The organism is Actinophytocola algeriensis (assembly GCF_014203735.1).
Classification (GTDB): domain Bacteria; phylum Actinomycetota; class Actinomycetes; order Mycobacteriales; family Pseudonocardiaceae; genus Actinophytocola; species Actinophytocola algeriensis.
The window spans coordinates 455,138-473,661 of the sequence record NZ_JACHJQ010000002.1; the positions used below are offsets into that span (position 1 = coordinate 455,138).

Below are 18,524 nucleotides of genomic sequence, written 5' to 3' on the forward strand. Positions count from 1 at the left end.
TGGAACAACGATGTTTCGCACACTGTCCGTGGTCGCGCTCGCCGTGGCCCTCCTCGGCGTCGTGCCACCCGGCGCGTCCGCCGCGCCGCTGACCCTGGAGGCGGAGTCGGCGTCGCTGACCGGCGGCGCGGTCGCCGAGTCCGAACACGCCGGGTACTCCGGAGCGGGTTACGTCGGCGGCTTCACCGACACCAACAAGGGCCGCGCCGCCGTCACGTTCACCGTCACCGCGCCCGGCGCGCAGACCCTCGCGCTGCGGTACGCCAACGGCACCGGCTCGACCATGACGCTGTCGCTCTACGTCGGCACACAACGGGTCCAGCAGGTGGCGCTGCCGTCGACCGGGTCGTGGACGTCGTGGGGCACGGCCTCCACGACCGTCGCGCTTCCCACGGGGAGCACCGGTGTGGCCTACCGCTTCGACTCCGCCGACTCCGGCAACGTCAACCTCGACCGGCTCACCGTGACCGGCGGCACGCCGGCCGAACCCGGCACGTTCGAAGCCGAGACCGCGGCACTGGCGGGCGGGGCGGTCGCCGAGTCCGAACACGCCGGGTACTCCGGCACCGGCTACGTCGGCGGCCTCACCGACACCAACAAAGGCCGCGCCGCCGTCACGTTCACCGTCACCGCGCCCGGCGCGCAGACCCTCACACTGCGGTACGCCAACGGCACCGGCTCGACCATGACCCTGTCGCTCTACGTCGGCGCACAACGCCTCCAGCAGGTGGCGCTGCCCGCCACCGGCGGCTGGGCCACCTGGGGCACCGCGACCAGTACGGTCACCCTGCCGTCCGGTGCGAGCGGCGTCGGCTACCGGTTCGACACAACAGACTCCGGCAACGTGAACCTCGACCGGCTCACCGTCACCGGCAGCACACCCGTGACGTGCGACAGCGGCACGTGCTTCGAGGCCGAGACCGGCCACCTCGCGGGTGGCACGACCCGCGCCACCGGCACGACCGGGTTCTCCGGCACCGGCTACGCCACCGGGTTCACCTCCGACACAGCCCGGCTCGTCATCCCCGTCGGTGTCGCGGCGAGCACGGGGCAGACACTCACGATCCGCTACACCGCCACGCAGAACCAGGCGTTCGTGGTCACCGGCAACGGGTTGCGGCTCGGCCAGGTCACGCTCACGGCGAGCAGTGGCTGGGCCAACGCCACCCTTCCGGTGACGCTCCCCGCGGGACTCGGCAGCATCGGCCTGTCGCGGGCGCCGGGCCGCGGCGGCACCGCGTCCGTCGACCGCATCGCGCTGTCGGGCGGGAAGGCGCTCGCCGCGCGCGGCGCGACCGTGCCCTACACCGAGTACGAGGCGGAGAACGCCGCCACCAACGGCAGTGTCTTCGGCCCCGACCGCACGTTCCGCACCGTGCCCGCCGAGGCGTCCGGCCGCCGCGGGGTGCGGCTGCAGAACACCGGCAGCTACGTCGAGTTCACCCTCACCCAGCCTGCCAACTCGCTCGTGGTCCGTGCGTCCATCCCGGACTCCGCGGACGGCGGGGGGACCACCGCACCGATCGGCGTGTACGTGGGCGGCACCAAGGTCCGCGACCTGACGCTGTCCAGTGTGTACAGCTGGGTGTACGGCGCCTACCCGTACACCAACAACCCCGGCGAAGGCGGCGCGCAGCGGTTCTTCGGCGAGGCACGCACCCGGCTCGACGCGCTGCCCGCCGGCACGAAACTGCGGCTGCAGAAGGACTCCCCGGCCGCCGCGTACATCGACGTCGACCTCATCGACACCGAGAACGTCGGCGCGGCGCTCGCCATGCCGGCCGGCTACGTGAACGTCACCCAGCACGGTGCGACCCCCGACGACGACACCGACGACACGGCCGCGATCCGCGCGGCGGTCGCGGCGGCGCGGTCGGCGGGCACCGGCGTGTGGGTCCCGGCGGGCCGGTTCGTGATGGCCGACCGGGTCGACGTCCACGGCGTGGCCGTCCGCGGCGCGGGCCCGTGGTATTCGGTCCTCAAGGGACGGTCCGGCAAGGGCGGGTTCTTCGCGACGGGCAGCGATGTCACCATCGCCGACCTGATGATCGACGGTGACGTCCGCTACCGCGACGACGCGAACTTCCACGCCGCGCTCGAGGGTGACTTCGGCACCGGCTCGCTGATCCAGAACGTGTGGATCGAGCACACCAAGGTCGGTCTGTGGGCGGACAACGGCACCGACGGCCTGCTCGCGCTGGGCCTGCGGATCCGCAACACGTTCGCCGACGGCGTGAACTTCCACGGCAACGTGCGCGACACGAGCGTGCGGCAGAGCGCCGTCCGCAACACCGGCGACGACGCACTGGCCATGTGGTCCGACGGGTCACCCGTGACCCGCGGCGCGTTCACGTTCAACACGGTGCAGATCCCCATGCTGGGCAACGGGATCGGCATCTACGGCGGTACCGCCAACCGGGCCGAGGACAACGTCATCAGCGACACCCTGACCGCGTCCGCCGGGATCGCGGTCGGCACCCGGTTCAACCCGGTGCCGCTGTCCGGGGAGACGCTGGTGCAACGCAACACGCTGGTCCGCACCGGCGGTCTGGAGCCGAACTGGAACTCCCAGCTCGGCGCGCTGTGGCTGTTCGCCGACACGGCCGACATCACCGCGCCGGTGACGGTCCGGGACGTCGAGATCCGCGACAGCACGTACGCGGGCATCCTCATGACCTGGCAGCGCCGCATCGAGAACGCGACGTTCGAGCGCGTCACCGTGACAGGCACCGGCACGTACGGCATCGAGGTCAACGCGACCGGCAACGCGACGTTCTCGTACACCGCGGTGTCCGGCGCGCCGTCCGGTGGGCTGTCCGTGTCACCGGGCTTCACGGTGAACCGCGGGCCCGGGAACAGCGGGTTCTGACCACTCTCGCCAATTCGAAAGTTTCGGTGACACCGCAACAAGAATTCCCTGCCTGCTTGACGGACTCGTTGGCGCGCCTTAACGTTTCTTCTCGCGATACCGACAATTCGCCGAAACTTTCGAACTCGCCGCCGTCGTCGAGGAGCGTCGCCATGAAGGTGTCCCGTATCGCTGCGGCCGGCCTCCTCGCCGCGGCATCGCTCTACTCCGTTCTCCCGGCCGCCGGCTCACCCGCTCCGGCGGCCGGGTCCCTCTCCCCCGACCGGCCACTGCGTGAGCTGGCAGGCAGGCAGCTCCTGATCGGCACCGCCGTCGACCACGCCGCGTACACCTCGGACGCGACCTACCGCGACCGGGTCGGCACCGAGTTCGACTCGATCACGGCCGAGAACGCGATGAAGTGGGAGGTCGTCGAGCCGGTCCGCGGTGAGCTCGACTTCTCCGCCGCCGACGAGCTGGTGGCCGCGGCGAAGCGCAACGGGCAGCAGGTGCGCGGGCACACCCTGGTGTGGCACAACCAGCTGCCCGCGTGGCTGACGCAGGGCGTCGAGTCGGGCGACATCGACGCGACCGAGCTGCGGTCGATCCTGCGCAGGCACATCATCGACGAGGTCAGCCACTTCCGCGGCCGGATCTACCAGTGGGACGTGGCGAACGAGGTCATCGACGACAACGGTCAGCTGCGGGACACGATCTGGCTGCGCGAGCTGGGGCCGGGGTACATCGCGGACGCGTTCCGCTGGGCGCACCAGGCCGACCCGCGCGCGAAGCTGTTCCTCAACGACTACAACGTCGAGGGCCTCAGCCCGAAGAGCGACGCGTACCTCGCGCTGGCGAAAGAGCTGAAGGCGCAACGGGTGCCGGTCCACGGCTTCGGCGCACAGGGCCACTACGGCGTGCAGTACGGCTTCCACAGCGCGTCGGAGGTGGCGGCGAACTTCGCCCGGTTCGAGAAGCTGGGCCTGGAGACCGCCGTGACCGAGGTGGACGTCCGCATGATCATGCCGGCGGACAACGTGAAGCTGCAGGCCCAGGCGCAGGGGTACAGCGTGCTGCTGCAGGGCTGCCTGCTCGCGCGGAGGTGCAACTCGTTCACCGTGTGGGGCTTCACGGACAAGTACTCGTGGGTCCCTGGTTGGTTCGAGGGCGAAGGCGCGGCGAACCTGCTGGACGAGAACTTCGCCGCGAAACCCGCCTACCGCGAACTGCAGGCGATCCTGGCCCTGGCTCGGTAGCTCCAGAGACGCCCGCCGCAGGCCCTCTCAGTCCCCCGCCGCCGTGTCGATCACATCGGCCAGCACGGCGCGGGAGCGAACCAGGTCACCGATCATGCGGTCGATGCGGTCCCGTTCGGTGGTCAGCTCGGCGACCAGCTGCTCGTCGGCCTGCTCGGACGGACCGCCGTCCACGTCCCGCATGCAGGGCAGGATCTGGGCGATCTTCTTGCTGTGCAGCCCCGCCGCGAACAGCTCCTGGATGCGGATCACCCGGTCGACCGCCATCTCGGGGTAGTCGCGGTGGCCGCCGGACGTGCGGGTCGGCACCAGGAGCGCCTGCTCTTCGTAGTACCGCAGCGAACGCACACTCACCCCGGTGCGGTCGGCCAGCTCCCCGATGCGCATCCCGTCTCCTACCCTGAACCTGACGTGGATGTCAGATTCTACGGGACGTCGCCGGGGCGGGCTGGACGCCGGTGCGCGCCGAGGACGACCATGTGGTCGTGTCTGACGCCGACCTGGTACGACTGCGCGCACTCCGGCAGGACGCCGCGATGAAGCGGCATGAGGCCGTGCGACAACGCGAACGGATGGTCGCCGGGCAGCAGCAGTTGCTCATCGACACCGAGATCCGCACCACCCGCCAGGCACTTCTGCGCGGCGCACGCCGCCGCGGCGGCAGCTCGGCCGCCGTGTTGTTCGACAGCGAGTTCCTCACCGTCGCCGACCCGACCTCGCTCACCCAGGCCGTCGTGGCCGCCGCCCTGACCGTCGCCGACTCCTGTGACCTGCAGCTACTCGACCCGCACGACAACAGCCTGCGCATCACGGCCCACCACGGGTTCACCCCCGCCTTCCTGCGCTTCTTCGCCCACGTGGGGCCCACCACCCCGTCGGCCTGCGGCAGGGCCCTGTCCACCGGACGGCCGGCGCTGGTCGAGGACGTCGCACACAGCCCGATCTTCACCGGACGCCCCACCCTGGAAGCCATGATGGACGTCGGCACCCGCGCCGTGGCCTCCTACCCGCTGCACGCCACCGACGGCACGGTGCTGGGCGTGTTGTCGTTGCACCACCGGCGCCCGCACCCACCACGCGACGACTGCGTCCTGGTCGCACGCGGTGCCGCGCTGGCCTTGACCCAACTGTCGTCGCCGTTCTCGGCCGCGGGCGCGCACGAAACGACTCGTCGCCGCGCCGTTCTCCCGCGGCGAGGAGACGTTGCCGACCCCGCGTAGGGCCGATGTCCGGCGGTTGCGTCATTCGCCCGCTTCGCCGTCTTCCACCAGATCCGGTGTGGTGGCGGTGCGCGGGCGTTGCCGTCCACCGCGTTGTCGCGGCGTCGCTCGCGACCGGTCTCAAGACGCACCCGATAGCCTGCGGACGTCTGGAGGGAGCGTGTCGTGACGAACAGGGATTTCCGGCCTCATCTGCTACCGGCAGGCACGCCCAGCCTGGTGAGCGGGGTGCCGCCCGCGCCGCCGGGCGCCATCTTCGCGCTGGCCGCGGACGGCGGGTTCGCTGTGCCGCCGCGCGAGTTCACGCTCCGTTTCGGGCGGGCCAAGGACGACGTGCACGTGCCGATCGGTGTCACGGATCCTTACGTCAGCCGGTCGCACGGGGAGGTGGTGGGCGACGGACGGGAATGGCGCATCCGCAACAACAAGGGCAGCCTGCCGATACAGCTCCCTGGTGACGTCCTGTTGCTGGCCGGTCAGGAGATGCCCCTGGCTCCCGGCTACACCCCGCTGTTCATCAGTTCCTCGAAGCGCCGGTCGCACCTGCTGGAACTGCACGTCGTCGGTTCCCGGACGGCAGGCTCGCAAGGCGAACACCGTGGCCGCACGAAGGCACCGGAGGTCTACGACCTGAGCCAGGACGAGCGTCTCGTGCTCACCGCGCTGGCCCAGCGGTACCTGCGGCAGGACCGCTACCCCCAGCCGGTGTCGTGGAAACAGGTGGCCGACGACCTCAACGGGCTGGACGACGGCCGGCACTGGACGCAGAACAAGGCGGCGCACACCGTCAACGCGGTGCGCAAGCGGCTCGCGGCGGCCCCCGATCCGATTCCCGGCATCCGGCGCGAGGACGGCGTCGGCGAGCCGGTGGGCAACACGTTGAACCACAACCTGATCCAAGCGCTGCTGCGGACCAGCACGCTCGCACCCCCGGACCTGCACCTGCTCGGCGAGAACCCCGCCGATGGGTGAGCCGACGCCGAGGTGGCGGATCGGCGAGGTGGTGGACGACCGGTATGAGGTGACCGGGGTGCACGAGCAGGGCGGGATGGGGGTGGTCTACCGGGTCCGGCACCTGCGGTGGAACATCGATCTCGCGGTGAAGTGCCCTCGGCGGGAAGTGTTCGGCAGCCCCGAGGGTCGGCAGCGGTTCGTTCGCGAGGCGGAGACGTGGGTGTCACTCGGGCTGCACCCGCACGTGTGCCAGTGCTACTACGTCCGGGTGCTCGGCGGTGTGCCTCGGGTGTTCGCCGAGTACGTCCGCGGCGGCAGTCTGCACGAGTGGATCGAGAACTGGCGGCTGTACGAGGGCGAGGCGCCCGAGGTGCTGGGCCGGATCCTGGACATCGCGATCCAGACCGCGTGGGGCATCGACCACGCACACGGCCACGACCTGATGCACCGGGACATCAAGCCCGCCAACGTCCTGCTCGATCCGGACGGCGACACGATCACCGCGAAGATCACCGACTTCGGCCTGGCCAGAGCCCGGGACCTGGCGGCCATGGCCGGCCCCGACGTGCCGCCCGGCGCAGCCTTCCTGTTGTCCGGCCACAGCGCGATGACCCCGCTGTACGCCTCTCCAGAGCAGCAGACACCGGGAGAACCGGTGGGGCTGGGCACCGACATCTACAGCTTCGCGGTGTCGGTGCTGGAGATGTGCACCGGCGAGGCGACCTGGATGGACGGGCGCGCGGCCCGCGCCGCGCTGGCTGCCTACCGCGCAGGCGACGCGGACGGCGCCGTGACCATCCCGCCGGCCCTCGGTGACCTGCTCGAGCGGTGCCTGCGGCCGCAGCCCGCCGGCAGGCCCGGCTCCATGGCCGGTGTCGCCGCCGAGCTGATCGACATCTACCAGGGCGTCACCGGCCACGCCTACTCTCGGCCGGCGCCGGTGATGGCCGACCTGCTCACCGACGAGCTCAACAACCGCGCGGTGTCGCTGCTCGACCTCGACCGGGAGGACGAGGCCGACGCGGCTTTCGTGCAGGCGCTGGCGGCCGATCCGCAGAACGTGCGGGTCAGCTACAACGCCGGGCTCGCGAAATGGCGGCGGGGCGACGTCACCGACGACGCGCTCGTCACCGAGATCGAGACGATCCGCGCGAACACCGGCGATCACTGGGAGGCGCGGTTCGCGCTCGCCCAGATCCACATGGAACGCGGCGACCTCGGCACCGCCCGCGCGCTCCTCGGCGAACTGGCCAGGCGGCGGCCGGACGAGCCTGAGGTACTCGCCGCGCTACGCCGGATGCACTCCGGCCAGATCATCGACGCCGGCCGCGTGCGCGAATGGCAGATGCCCTGGCGCCGGGAGGGGTTCGTGGTCCCGCTCGCCCTCAGCCCCGACGGCAGGTTCATGCTGACCGGGGAGAGGGACGGCATGGTCCGGCTCTACGACGTGACCGGTGGGCAGTGCGTCCACACATTCGAGGCGCACCACGGCCAGGTGCACGCGGTCGACCTCACCCCGGACGGTCGCTTCGCTGCCGCCGCCTACGAGGACGAGACCGTGCTGTTCTGGGACCTGACCGAGCACCGGCTCCGGGTGGCACCCGAAGGCCGCCGCCTCCACGGACGTCCCCACCTGCTGTCGTCCAACCGCGGCGACAACCATCCCGCCGGCCGCAGCACGGTCCGGCTCACGCCCGACGGGCGCCTCGCCCTCCACATGGGACCGAACGGCGGGCTCCGCGTCTCCAGCACCGACGGCGAACAGCACATGACACTCGACGACTCCGCCGCCGACGGGCCGGTAGCGGTGAGCGCCGACGGCGGCCGGGCACTGTCGGTCGGCCGGTATTCAGAGGGTTCCCGGACCTCCACTGTGCGGCTGTGGGAGCTGGCCAGTGGCCGATGCGAGCAGGAGCTGACGGTACCCGGGATCATGGTGTCCGGCCTGTGTTTCAGCGCGGATGGCCGGTTCGCGGCCACGGCTTCCTTCGAGAAGCCGATCCACGTCTGGGACCTGGCCGACGGCCGCTGCGCGGCCGTCCTGGCGACCGAGACCACACCCGACACCCTGTCGCTGAGCGCCGGCGCGCGTTTTCTGCTGTCCGGCGGCAAGTACGAGGACGCCGTCCGGTTGTGGGAGGTGGACCGCGGCCGATGCCTCCGGACGTTCCGAGCACACCAGAACGGCACCACCGCGGTTCACCTCGACGCCGGCGGCCGAATCGCCATCACGGCCGGCCAGGACGGGACGGTTCGGCGGTGGCGACTGCCCGGCGGCCACCGCGGCACGACGCTGCTGAGCCGGCCGCGTCCGCATGTCGAGCTGAACGAACGAGGCGGCCGGGTTGACGCGCTGATGGCCGAAGCGGAAGCAGCGATGGCGGCCGACCGCTTTCCGGCAGCGCTCGACCTCCTCCGGCGGGCGCGCGCGATCGATGGCTACGAGCGGGCGCCGCGGGTCCTGTCCGCATGGTGGGCACTGGGCCGTCGCGCTGTGCGGACGGGGTTGCGGGGTGCGTGGTCACCCGTACTCCTCTCCGCGGACGAGAAGGTGCACGGGGTGGACCTGACCGGTGACGGCCGGCTCGCGGTCTCCGGCGGCGGCGACGGGACGATCCGGCTGTGGGATGTCCAGGGCGGCACCTGCCTTCGGGAACTCCGCGGCCACCGGGGTGAGGTCGGGTCGGTCTGCCTGAGCGCCGACGGACAGTGGGTGCTGTCCTCGAGCCGGGACGGCACGATCCGGCTGTGGGAGGTCGGCACCGGCGACTGCCCGCGCGTCCTGACCGCCACCCCGTGGTCGATGGGCGAGTCGCTGCCGGTGCGGTTCAGCGCCAACGGGAAGCAGGCCGTGGTGGGTGTCGGCCAGGTCCCGCTGTGGGACCTGGAGACCGGCGACCTGACCCGGGAGCTGGTGGTGCGGGACGGCACCCGCTACGACGACCTGCGCGTCGGTTACGACGACCTGTGCGTCGGAGGCGACGGCCGTCTCGCCGCGACCACCACGTACGCCGGGCTGCGGTTGTGGGATCTTGTCAGCGGCCGTATCGTCGGCGACCTGCCGAGCAGGTTCGGGTTGAACGCGGGGACGGTGTCGCTCAGCGCCGACGGCCGTCTCGCGCTGACCGGTGGCCAGGACGGCCTCCGGTTGTGGGACACCGCGACCGGAGACGTCATCTGGGCCGTCGACGGGCCGGAGACCAGGCTCAACACGGTCGGGATGACCGCGGACGGACGCTTCGCGGTCACCGGCGGCGTCTGGTCGTACCTGGTGGTACGGGACGTCCGCAGTGGACGAGCCATCCGGGTCCTCGACGGTCACGAGCGGGGCGTGCGCGGTTTCGCGCTGACGCCCGACGGCCGTTTCGTGCTGACCGCCAACGGCGAAGGCCTGCGACTGTGGGAGCTCGACTGGGAGCTTGACGCGCGCGCCGCGACCGACTGGGACGACGGCGCGACGCCGTTCCTCGCGGCGTTCCTCCGCCGACACGGTCCACAGTGGACGAACAAGGACTTCGACGCCCTGTCGCGCGGGCTCCAGGACGTCGGTTACGGCTGGCTGCGCGCCGACGGCGTACGAGCTCAACTCGACCGCATGGCCGCCTACTGGGCGGATCCGTAGTGCTGCCACGTCTGCGCCGAACGCTCCACGCATGACGTTCATCCGACGAAGCGAAGTAGCTGTTTCCACTGCCCCAACCACAGGGAGATACCGAGGCGATGACCCCGACCGAGGACTGCACCCAACACAGCCCGTGCCGCGAGCTACTGGCGATACCCGCCGCGGAGCGTGACTCCTCGCTCCGCCTCATCATCACCAGGACCTCAGACCTCGGCCCGGACGGGATCTACGTCTACCTCAACGACGAGTTCGTCGCGCTCCTGGTCGCGATGGGGCCGGGCGAGTCCGGCAGGTTCCAGCGGGCCTTCCCCGTCCTCGGTCATCTGGCGACCCGCTGGAACACCACCTACCCCGCGCTGCTCTCCCGTGCGATCGAGAACATGCGGGGCGACAACGTGCTGGTCGACTCCCACGACCAGGGCGAGTCCTCACCCCTGTACATCGTCGTCGACCAGGGGGTGTCAGGCGTCGCGCAACTGGTGCGGCTGGAGGAGCTGCTGGGCTTCGACCTTCCGTACGGTGCGCTCATCGGAATCCCCCGCGAACACCAGATCGTCGCGGTGCCGATCCGGAAGCACCGGGACATCAACACCATGGAGCCCCTGCTGCGGCTGGTGTACAACGTCGGCTCGCAGGCTTCCGACCGGCTCAGCCTCGACGTGTTCTGGTTCCACAAAGGCCGTCTGCACCCCCTCCACGCCGACGGGAACAACGGGGAACTGGACCGGATCGACCCTCCGGACGAGTTCCTCCAACTCGTAGAGCAACTGCGGCGCTGACGACGGGGTGGCGGCGCGGCCGGGCAGAAGCGGGCCGGGCACCGTGCGGAAACGCTGCCGAACGCGAGACCACCGCGACCTGCGTGTCACGCCGACCACCTCGACAACCGTCTCGGCGACGACGACCATGGCGAGGGTGCCGGGCAGCGCGAGAGACCGGATGCCAGGCCGGGCACGACCAGGCGAATTCCTCCCGGTCATCGGGCCGCTCGACGACGTCGTCGTGGTCGCACTCGTCCTGCGCTACGCCGCCCGCGGTGTGCCCCGCGACGTACTGCTCGAAGCCTGGCCCGGCAACCCCGACCTGCTCCAGCGCCTCATCGGACCAGCACGCACACCCCGAGGCGACCACTGAGGACACCGACAGCTGAGCCTGCCGCGCGGTACTACTGGACGATCGTGCCGCCCAGGTTGGCGGCCGCGACCTCGTTCTGCAGGTTCGCGATGTGCCTGTTCAGCGTCGCCTTGAGGTTGGCGTGGTTGGCGACGCGGGTCGGCCCGTACAAACCCGTCAACGCGGCTTCGAGATGCGCCGGTACCGGTTCGCCCACGACCGCCGCCGTGCACGTGAAGCCGTCGGGGACCGCGTACCCGCCGTGTGCGGGGTTGTTGCTCCAGTACGAGGCGTTCGCGGTGATGGTCAGGGAGATCCCGTACCCGATGGTCGTGACGTCGAGGCCCATGTTGTTCATGGCCGTGTAGGCGTGCGTGAGCGTGGTCTGGATGGACGCCTTGATGGGATCGTCGAACGCGCGTTGCGCGTTGTTCGCCGCAGTGGTGAGGATGATCAGGTTGTCCGGGTCGCTGCCGGAGCCGCCCAACTCGGCGTTGAGCAGGTGTCCCGCCTTGAACGTGTGCCCGGGGTGGTCCGTCTCGGCGGCGAGGATCGCCGGTATCGCGGTGCGGTCCGCGTCGGAGTTCATGGAGACATAGCCGCCCGGGCCGAGCACCACCGTGGACTGGGCACCGCCCGCGCCCGGCCTGGCCGCGGGCGTGTAGGCGGGATCGACGAGGTAGCGGATGTTGGCGATCCCGCCTACCGCCGCGATCTGGATCCGTGGCCCGGCCACGATCAGCGTCGGGTCCGGGGCGTCCTCGCTCTCGCTGTCGTACGACTGCGACTGGCTGTCGCCGGAGTCGTCGCTGTCCACGGACTGGCTCGGGGAGGAGTAGTTCTCGTCGTCCTCGGCCCGCTGTCTCTTGACCGCCCGGAGGAACTCGGCTTCGAGCGATGTCGGTCTCGTCCGCTTCACGTGAGCTGCTCCCCTTGGTCCAGTGTCAGCAACAGTTCGACGCGGCGCGCCTCCGGGATCTCGGCGAACTCCGGGTTCTCGGCGAGCAGGTTCGCCATCAGCCGTTGCGACGCCGGGTCCAGCGCGGCCGCGGTCAGGTGCTCGGGCACCGCGATCGTGACCCCGTACTCGGAGAACAACGTGACGCGTTCCGCCGCCGACCTCGGCTCCAGGTAGTCGAACAGCAGGCCGGCCGGGATGGCGAACCCGCCTTCGGTCGCGCAGTAGAGGAACCAGTCCCGGAACCCGCTCCAGGACTCCTCGGTGCCGTCCCAGCGCACGCCGTTCTCGGCCAGGAAGGCGAACCAGGCGTCGTTGTCGTACTCCACCGCCGCGCCCGTGTCCGCGGTCTGTTCCGGCAGGACGCTCGACACCACCTGGTGCGCCTGTGTCCGCAGGTCGTCACTGACGAGCAAGGCGATCCGCTCGTCGTCGGGCAGCCCGTCGAGCCAGCTCACCAGCCTGTCCGCGACGGCACCGTCCGCGAGGGATGTCAGCTCCGGGTACAGGATGTCCCTGCGGGTCTGCCACGGTGTCCCGGGGTTCTGCTCCGCGTCGGCGCGCAGGTTCTCCAATGGCGTCACCACCTGGGTCCACACCTCGTCCGCGGGGTTCACGCGAGCACCCCCGCGTGCGGTGGAGCAGCCGAACCCTCCGTGGGGGCGCGGACCTGCTCGCCGTCGTCGTGCCACCCGTGGCCGATCAGAATTCTCGTCACATCAACGACATTGCCCGATTTGGGGGCGCTTCTGCTCGCCCCCTTGGGCAGCAACGAGGGCAGCGCTCGTCACCGCCGGTAAGCGTCACGTCGCCTTCAGCGCGCGGCCTCGTGCCCGCGATGGGTGTCCAGCGACGCGTAGAGGCTTACCAGCGGTCGTGGACGTGCTCGCGGATCTGGTCGTCGTAGATCCGCTCGATCGCGCGCAACGTGTCGGCCGACAGCGGCGGGACCTGCTCGGCGGCGGTGTTGGCCGTCGCCTGTTCCGCGTTGCGGGCGCCCGGGATCACGACGCTCACCCCCGGCTGGTCGATCACCCAGCGCAGTGCGAGCGCGGCGGTGCTGAACCCGACGTCCGCGGCGATCTCCGCGAGCGACCGCGCCGCGCGCACGCCGGTGTCGAACGGGACGCCCGAGAACGTCTCCCCCACGTCGAACGCCTCGCCGTGGCGGTTGTACGTGCGGTGGTCGTCGTCGGCGAACGTGGTGTCCTCGTCGTACTTGCCGGACAGCAGCCCGCTCGCGAGCGGCACGCGCGCGATGATGCCGACGCCCGCCGCGCGTGCCGCGGGCAGCACCCGCTCGAGCGGCTTGCGGCGGAACGCGTTGAGGATGATCTGCACGCTCGCGACGTTCGGCCGCGCGATGGCGGTCAGCGCCTCCTCGCAGGTCTCGACCGACACGCCGTACGCGGCGAGGTTGCCCTCCGCGACCAGCTCGTCGAGCGCGTCGAACACCTCGTCGCTGCTGAACACCGGGGTCGGCGGGCAGTGCAGTTGCACCAGGTCCAGCCGGTCCACCCGCAGGTTGGCACGGCTGCGGTCGGTCCAGGCGCGGAGGTTCTCCTGCGTGAACTGGTCCGGCACGTGCGGGTCGGCGCGGCGCCCGCACTTCGTCGCGACCGTGATCCCGGTGGTGTCCCGCTCGGCGAGGAAGCGGGCGATGAGCCCCTCGCTGCGGCCGTCGCCGTACACGTCGGCGGTGTCGAGGAAGGTGACCCCGGCGTCGACGGCCGCGTGCAGCACCGCGAGCGCGTCGGCGTCGTCCACGCGCCCCCAGTCGGCACCCAGCTGCCAGCACCCCAGCCCGACGACGGACACCTGACGGCCGGTGCGGCCGAGCACTCGGTCTTCCACGAGCGCCACAGTAGTCACCGGAACCAGACCCTGCTCCCCGGCAGGTACATGCACACCCCCGCGACGAGCGCGACCCCGGCGGCCGCGAGCACGACCCACCCCATCGGCGCCACGACCAGCCCGGCGTAGGCGACGGCCAGCAGCACCACGAGGACGAGCGCCGGGCGAGCCCAGCCCTTGCCGACCCGCATGGCGGCCGCGAACAGCACGGCCAGCACCCCGACGAGGAGGCCTCCCCCGACGACGACCAGGACGGAGAGGTCGGCGACGCGGTCGAGCGTGCCGGCGCTCGCGGTGGCGTCGTTCTCCCGCGCCTCCCGGTGGAACCCCGCCCGCAACGCGTCGAGCCGTCCGACCGCGACGACGGCGGCGGCGATCGCCAGGGCAGCGGCGAGCTGCCACAACCAGAACGCGACGGTGACCTGCTTGGGCCGGGGCAGACTCCGCATGGCGGAGACCGGTGGTGCGGAGATCCGTGCCGTGCTCGGCCGAGGCGGCGGAGGCCCGGAGGTCATGTCGTCTCCGTCGTACCGGTAGACGGATCCGTCGAGTCCGTCGGCGTCGCGGGGTCCGCGGGTGGCGGATCCGACGACGGCTCCGGAGGCGGTTCACTCGACGGCGGGTCGGGGTCCGGGTCGGGTTCTGGGTCCGGCTGGCTGCTCGACGGCTCAGGCTCGGGTTCGGGTACCGCCGACGAGGAGTCCTGGGATGGCGGGTCGCTGCTCACCGGACCGGGATCGGGCACCGAAGAACCCGGGCCGGTCGGCGGCACCGACGAACCGGGGTTCACCGGCTGCCCCGTCGGCGGTGCGCCGTTGATCTCCGCGTCGCGGTCGCCGCCCGTCGTGGGGGTTGGGGTCAGTGTGGCGGGGCTGGCCTTGGTGGGTTGGGCGCCGGGGCGTTTCGGGCCCGGTGGGGTGGTCTCGCGGTACGGTTCGCCCGTCCACGGGTCCTCTTCGCCCTCCTGTGGTGTGCCCACCGGGCTCCTGTCGACGACGTCCCGGGGACCGTCCGTGGGGATCGGGTCCGCCACACCGACCGGGGACGGGCCGCCGGGCAGCAGGTCGGTGCCGACCGTCCCCGCGGTCACCACCAGTGCGCCGAGGCACATCGCGATGCCCACGCCGAGCGTCACCGCTCGCCGGGAGCGGAACGCGGGCACCGCCACCACCGGGGCCAGCACCTCGGTCCGTGCCGAGGGCGACGCGGGCCGCACCGACAACGCCGCCCCGCACGCCACCACCGCCTTGGGATCCGAGTCCACAGTGACCGGACGGTCGAACGCGGCCGAGACCAGCTGGGACACCAGCGGAATCCGCGAGGAGCCACCCACCAGCAGCACCGCGGACAGATCGGGCGACCCGGCCGACTCGCACGCCGTCCGCAACGCGGCCACCGTGGCCGCGATCGCGGGTGCCACCAGCTGCTCGAACTCCGTGCGCACCATCCGTACCCGGGTGCTCACCCCCGGCAGCATCACGGGGATGGTCACCTCGGTGTCCGAGGACAGGGCCTCCTTCGCCTCCGTGCACTCGCGGCGCAGCGTGGCCGCGGCGGTCCGCACGAGGGGGTCGGTGAAGTCGAGATCGGTCCACTGTGTCCCGACGATGGCCTTGACCTGCTCGAACACGGCCTCGTCGAAGTCGACGCCGCCCAGCGACTCGATGCCCTGGGGCGTGCCGGTCAGCTCGAAGCCGCCCTCGTCCAGCTGGCGGACGACCGTCGCGTCGAAGGTGCCGCCGCCCAGGTCGTAGACGCCGATCGCGGTGCCGGGCGCGACGTGCCTGGACGCCGTGTACGCGACCGCGGCGGCCGCCGGCTCGGTCACCAGCCGGACCGGCGACACGCCTTGTCCGGCAAGGGCTTCGATCATCAGCTCGCACTTGTGCCTGCCCCACGACGCCGGGTGGCTCAGTACGACCGTGGCGGGTGGTCCGCCCTCGCGCTCGGTCACCCGGTCCACCACCCACCGGACGAAGCACGCCGCGATGACGTGCGCCTCGATCGGCTCGCCTGCGACGAGCACCGGCGTGCGGTCACCGATGCGGCGTTTGACCTCGCGCACCACCCGGTCCGGATCGGTCACCGCGCGTCGCACGGCGGCGTCCCCCATCACGAACGACCCGTCCTCGGCCACGAAGACCACCGACGGCACCGCCGGTCTGCCGTCCCCCAACGGAACGACCTCGGCCGCCTGCTCACCGTCGCGATGAACCGCTGTCGCGGTGAAGGTGGTGCCGAAATCGATTCCGACCCGGTAACTCATCCTCGCCTCCAAGCGAATGCTGCTAAGGAAGACGCGTTGCGACCCGGGAACGTTACACAAAACGTGTTCGGACGAGAAATGACACAGCGGAAGGAAATCCCGTGATTATTCGCCTCATGGGGACGGTGGCGACGGTGGCGACATTGTTGGTGACGGTGGGTTGCGCCGGCGAGCCGCCGCCGCCCGCACCGACGGTGCCGCGTGTCGAGTCCCCCAGGGGGCTCGTGGGCATCGACCCGTGCACGCTGCTCGACGAGACCGCGCGCACCGGCCTCGGCTTCGACTCCGGCGTGCCGGGCACCGACGAGTTCGGCGCGAACTGCAGGTGGACCGGGGTGCACGCGGAGTCCGCCCAGCTCACGGCGTTCACCAGCGGCGACGGACTGCAGGAGCTGGCGGAGGACCGCGACTCGACGACGAGCAGGGTGCGACTGCTCGGCTACCCGGCGCTCGAGACGTTCACGGCGCGCGGCGAGTTCTGCCGCTACGACGTCGGCGTCGCGCAGGACCAGGCGATCGTGGCGACCATGCGGTCGGGCCGGCCCGACTCGTGCACTGCTTTGCAGGAACTACTGACTGTCGTGATAACGCGACTTCCCGCGACGGATTAGGCGTTTCACCACCCGGGCGATTTGGGGGTGAATCCCCTAACGAACCCCGGCACCCCGGCCGGCGCCCCTGCCGCGACAGCGGGACAAACCCCGATTACCGCACACACCCGGACCCCATAGTTTCTCCGCAACACGACGGACTCACGTCGGAAAACGGATCGAGGGACAGGACAGAAAATGGCTGACTTCAACTTCCAGCAGTACGTCGCACCGGTGCAGGACGTCGACACCAGCACGGCGGGCGGCGCGGGTGGTGACGGCGGCGACGGGCGCAGCCTCGCCTTCGGTTACGCCGACTCCGACGCCGACGGCGGCACCGCGACCGGCGGGGCGGCGGCCGGCGGCGCGGGCGGCAGCGGCTCGGGCACCGGGACCGGCGGCGCGGGCGGCGACACGTCGGCCACCGGTGACGGCGGCGACGGCCTCGGCTGGTTCTTCGGCGGTGGCGGCGACGGCGCCGAGTCCGACGACGGTGGCGACGGCGGCGCGGGCTCCGGCTCCGGCGCGGGCGCGGCGGGTGGCGCCGCCGCGGGTGGCGCGGCGGACGCGAGCGGCAACTCGAACGCCTCCAACAGCACCGGCTCCGGCGACGCCGACACGAGCGGCGGCGACGGTGGCGCGGGCGGCGACGCGGCCGTGTCGGCGACCCAGAACATCAGCGTGTCGAACTCGTTCTCCAACGTGGGCAACGAGGACAACGACGTCACCGTGTTCAAGAACTCGTTCAACCAGGACAACGACGGCGTCGACAACAGCCACGGCCACATCGACGACAGCGTGGTCGCGGGCGACGACATCAAGGACTCGCTGAACTCCGACGACGACGTGTCGATCAGCGACTCCTACAACGACACGCTGACGCAGACCGACAGCTCGTCGACCTCGACGGTCACGGACTCGTTCAACGGCAACGTGTTCGACAACGACGGCTTCGACCTGGACCTCGACCTCGACATCGAGGACGTCGAGGTCGAGATCGACTGACGCGGACCGGCCGAGTCACATGACGACGACGATCTCCTCGCTCATCGAGTTCCTCATGGCCCTGCTGGGCGACGAGGAGCTGGCGGACGAGTTCCGCGCCGACCCGGACGGCGTGCTCGAGCGGTACGGCCTGGACAGCACGTGCGGCGAGGACATCCGGGACGCCCAGCCGATGGTCGCCGACCAGGTCGGTGTGCACGCCGTCGGCGGGCGCCCGCACTTCGCGGGCGGCGACGACCCGGTGACGGAGATCTCGGTGATCACCAGGCACTACGACGTGACCACCGGCCCCGTCACCAACGAGTACAACTACTACTACGTCGACGACCAGGACATCGTCATCACGGTCGACGACCGCGACACGATCACCATCCACTCCGAGGGCGATCTGACGATCACGGACTCCTTCAACGAGGACAACGACATCACCGTGATCCAGGACTCGTTCAACCAGGACAACGACGGGGTGGACAACAAGGGTGGCTCGATCGACGACAGCGTCGTCACGGGCGACGACATGGCGGAGTCCGTGAACTCCGACGACGACGGCACCCTGACCGGGTCGCACAACACCACGGTCACGCAGACCGACCAGTCCTCGGACACGGCGGTCGACGGCTCGTTCAACGGCAATGCCTCGGACAACGACTACATCGACGCCGATGTCGGTGTGGCCGGCCCGGACCCCGCGTCCGAGGCGCCGACGGCGGTGCACGAGTCCGACGACCTGTGGCCGACAGAGGACACCGACGCGGCAGGCCTGGACGCGGACGCATCGGTGTCAGGGTGAGACCGTCGCCCGCCCGGGGTGCCACACCGCACACACCCCGGGCGGGCG

Annotated in this window: 16 protein-coding genes; 10 read left to right on the forward strand and 6 right to left on the reverse strand. The window is 70.9% G+C overall.

Annotation, left to right across the window (positions count from 1 at the left end):
* Window positions 1–10: 10 nt before the first annotated feature.
* Together FHR82_RS08305 and FHR82_RS08310 are read left to right on the forward strand one after the other, a co-directional pair.
* Window positions 11–2,869, forward strand: a complete 2,859-nt coding sequence (locus FHR82_RS08305) for a carbohydrate-binding protein (RefSeq protein WP_184809694.1) — start codon at window positions 11–13, stop codon at window positions 2,867–2,869.
* Window positions 2,870–3,021: 152 nt separating this feature from the next.
* Complete coding sequence (locus FHR82_RS08310; RefSeq protein WP_184809695.1) at window positions 3,022–4,104, forward strand: endo-1,4-beta-xylanase; 1,083 nt, start codon at window positions 3,022–3,024, stop codon at window positions 4,102–4,104.
* A gap of 27 nt (window positions 4,105–4,131) precedes the next feature.
* Here FHR82_RS08310 and FHR82_RS08315 read toward each other — a convergent pair whose 3' ends face one another.
* The gene (locus tag FHR82_RS08315; RefSeq protein WP_184809696.1) at window positions 4,132–4,491 is read right to left on the reverse strand and encodes a MerR family transcriptional regulator; all 360 of its coding nucleotides are present in this window, start codon (window positions 4,489–4,491) and stop codon (window positions 4,132–4,134) included.
* Between the two features lie 98 nt (window positions 4,492–4,589).
* Here FHR82_RS08315 and FHR82_RS08320 point away from each other — a divergent pair, with 98 nt between their 5' ends.
* From FHR82_RS08320 to FHR82_RS08340, 5 genes are all read left to right on the forward strand, one after another.
* Window positions 4,590–5,324 carry a GAF domain-containing protein gene (locus FHR82_RS08320; RefSeq protein WP_184809697.1) on the forward strand — a complete coding sequence of 245 codons (735 nt, stop codon included), beginning with the start codon at window positions 4,590–4,592 and terminating at the stop codon, window positions 5,322–5,324.
* A 165-nt stretch (window positions 5,325–5,489) separates the two neighbouring features.
* Window positions 5,490–6,296, forward strand: a complete 807-nt coding sequence (locus tag FHR82_RS08325) for an FHA domain-containing protein (protein WP_221463570.1) — start codon at window positions 5,490–5,492, stop codon at window positions 6,294–6,296.
* The gene (locus tag FHR82_RS08330) at window positions 6,289–9,900 is read left to right on the forward strand and encodes a WD40 repeat domain-containing serine/threonine protein kinase (protein WP_184809698.1); all 3,612 of its coding nucleotides are present in this window, start codon (window positions 6,289–6,291) and stop codon (window positions 9,898–9,900) included. Before FHR82_RS08325 ends, FHR82_RS08330 begins: the two co-directional genes overlap by 8 nt.
* A gap of 98 nt (window positions 9,901–9,998) precedes the next feature.
* Entirely contained in the window at window positions 9,999–10,679 is a 681-nt protein-coding gene (locus tag FHR82_RS08335) for a hypothetical protein (RefSeq protein ID WP_184809699.1), read from the forward strand.
* A 127-nt stretch (window positions 10,680–10,806) separates the two neighbouring features.
* Window positions 10,807–11,034, forward strand: coding sequence for a hypothetical protein (locus FHR82_RS08340; RefSeq protein WP_184810508.1), 228 nt, complete (start codon window positions 10,807–10,809; stop codon window positions 11,032–11,034).
* A 31-nt stretch (window positions 11,035–11,065) separates the two neighbouring features.
* On the opposite strand, the gene FHR82_RS08345 is transcribed toward FHR82_RS08340, so the two are convergent.
* The 5 genes from FHR82_RS08345 to FHR82_RS08365 all read right to left on the reverse strand — a co-directional run bounded on the left by FHR82_RS08345 (window position 11,066) and on the right by FHR82_RS08365 (window position 16,091).
* The gene (locus FHR82_RS08345) at window positions 11,066–11,932 is read right to left on the reverse strand and encodes a hypothetical protein (protein WP_184809700.1); all 867 of its coding nucleotides are present in this window, start codon (window positions 11,930–11,932) and stop codon (window positions 11,066–11,068) included.
* Complete coding sequence (locus FHR82_RS08350) at window positions 11,929–12,588, reverse strand: hypothetical protein (RefSeq protein WP_184809701.1); 660 nt, start codon at window positions 12,586–12,588, stop codon at window positions 11,929–11,931. The genes FHR82_RS08345 and FHR82_RS08350 overlap by 4 nt, the downstream gene beginning before the upstream one ends.
* 247 nt (window positions 12,589–12,835) lie before the next feature.
* On the reverse strand, window positions 12,836–13,825 hold the full coding sequence (locus FHR82_RS08355) for an aldo/keto reductase (RefSeq protein ID WP_184809702.1): 990 nt from the start codon (window positions 13,823–13,825) through the stop codon (window positions 12,836–12,838).
* Window positions 13,826–13,839: 14 nt separating this feature from the next.
* Window positions 13,840–14,340: a hypothetical protein gene (locus FHR82_RS08360; protein ID WP_184809703.1), complete on the reverse strand. Its 501-nt coding sequence runs from the start codon at window positions 14,338–14,340 to the stop codon at window positions 13,840–13,842.
* Entirely contained in the window at window positions 14,337–16,091 is a 1,755-nt protein-coding gene (locus FHR82_RS08365; protein ID WP_184809704.1) for an Hsp70 family protein, read from the reverse strand. Before FHR82_RS08365 ends, FHR82_RS08360 begins: the two co-directional genes overlap by 4 nt.
* Window positions 16,092–16,225: 134 nt before the next feature.
* Between FHR82_RS08365 and FHR82_RS08370 the strand changes: the two genes are divergently transcribed.
* From FHR82_RS08370 to FHR82_RS08380, 3 genes are all read left to right on the forward strand, one after another.
* A complete protein-coding gene (locus FHR82_RS08370) occupies window positions 16,226–16,702 on the forward strand; it encodes a DUF3558 family protein (protein WP_184809705.1) in 477 nt (158 codons plus the stop codon).
* 177 nt (window positions 16,703–16,879) lie between these two features.
* The gene (locus FHR82_RS08375) at window positions 16,880–17,686 is read left to right on the forward strand and encodes a hypothetical protein (RefSeq protein WP_184809706.1); all 807 of its coding nucleotides are present in this window, start codon (window positions 16,880–16,882) and stop codon (window positions 17,684–17,686) included.
* Between the two features lie 19 nt (window positions 17,687–17,705).
* A complete protein-coding gene (locus tag FHR82_RS08380) occupies window positions 17,706–18,476 on the forward strand; it encodes an IniB N-terminal domain-containing protein (RefSeq protein WP_184809707.1) in 771 nt (256 codons plus the stop codon).
* Window positions 18,477–18,524: the final 48 nt, after the last annotated feature.

What these genes read in the sequence shown, in the direction of transcription:
- FHR82_RS08380 (WP_184809707.1), top strand. Translation starts at nt 17,706, where the DNA reads ATGACGACGACGATCTCCTCGCTCATCGAGTTCCTCATGGCCCTGCTG.
- FHR82_RS08365 (WP_184809704.1), bottom strand. Translation starts at nt 16,091, where the DNA reads ATGAGTTACCGGGTCGGAATCGATTTCGGCACCACCTTCACCGCGACA.
- FHR82_RS08330 (WP_184809698.1), top strand. Translation starts at nt 6,289, where the DNA reads ATGGGTGAGCCGACGCCGAGGTGGCGGATCGGCGAGGTGGTGGACGAC.
- FHR82_RS08305 (WP_184809694.1), top strand. Translation starts at nt 11, where the DNA reads ATGTTTCGCACACTGTCCGTGGTCGCGCTCGCCGTGGCCCTCCTCGGC.
- FHR82_RS08375 (WP_184809706.1), top strand. Translation starts at nt 16,880, where the DNA reads ATGGCTGACTTCAACTTCCAGCAGTACGTCGCACCGGTGCAGGACGTC.
- FHR82_RS08340 (WP_184810508.1), top strand. Translation starts at nt 10,807, where the DNA reads ATGGCGAGGGTGCCGGGCAGCGCGAGAGACCGGATGCCAGGCCGGGCA.
- FHR82_RS08335 (WP_184809699.1), top strand. Translation starts at nt 9,999, where the DNA reads ATGACCCCGACCGAGGACTGCACCCAACACAGCCCGTGCCGCGAGCTA.
- FHR82_RS08310 (WP_184809695.1), top strand. Translation starts at nt 3,022, where the DNA reads ATGAAGGTGTCCCGTATCGCTGCGGCCGGCCTCCTCGCCGCGGCATCG.
- FHR82_RS08360 (WP_184809703.1), bottom strand. Translation starts at nt 14,340, where the DNA reads ATGACCTCCGGGCCTCCGCCGCCTCGGCCGAGCACGGCACGGATCTCC.
- FHR82_RS08315 (WP_184809696.1), bottom strand. Translation starts at nt 4,491, where the DNA reads ATGCGCATCGGGGAGCTGGCCGACCGCACCGGGGTGAGTGTGCGTTCG.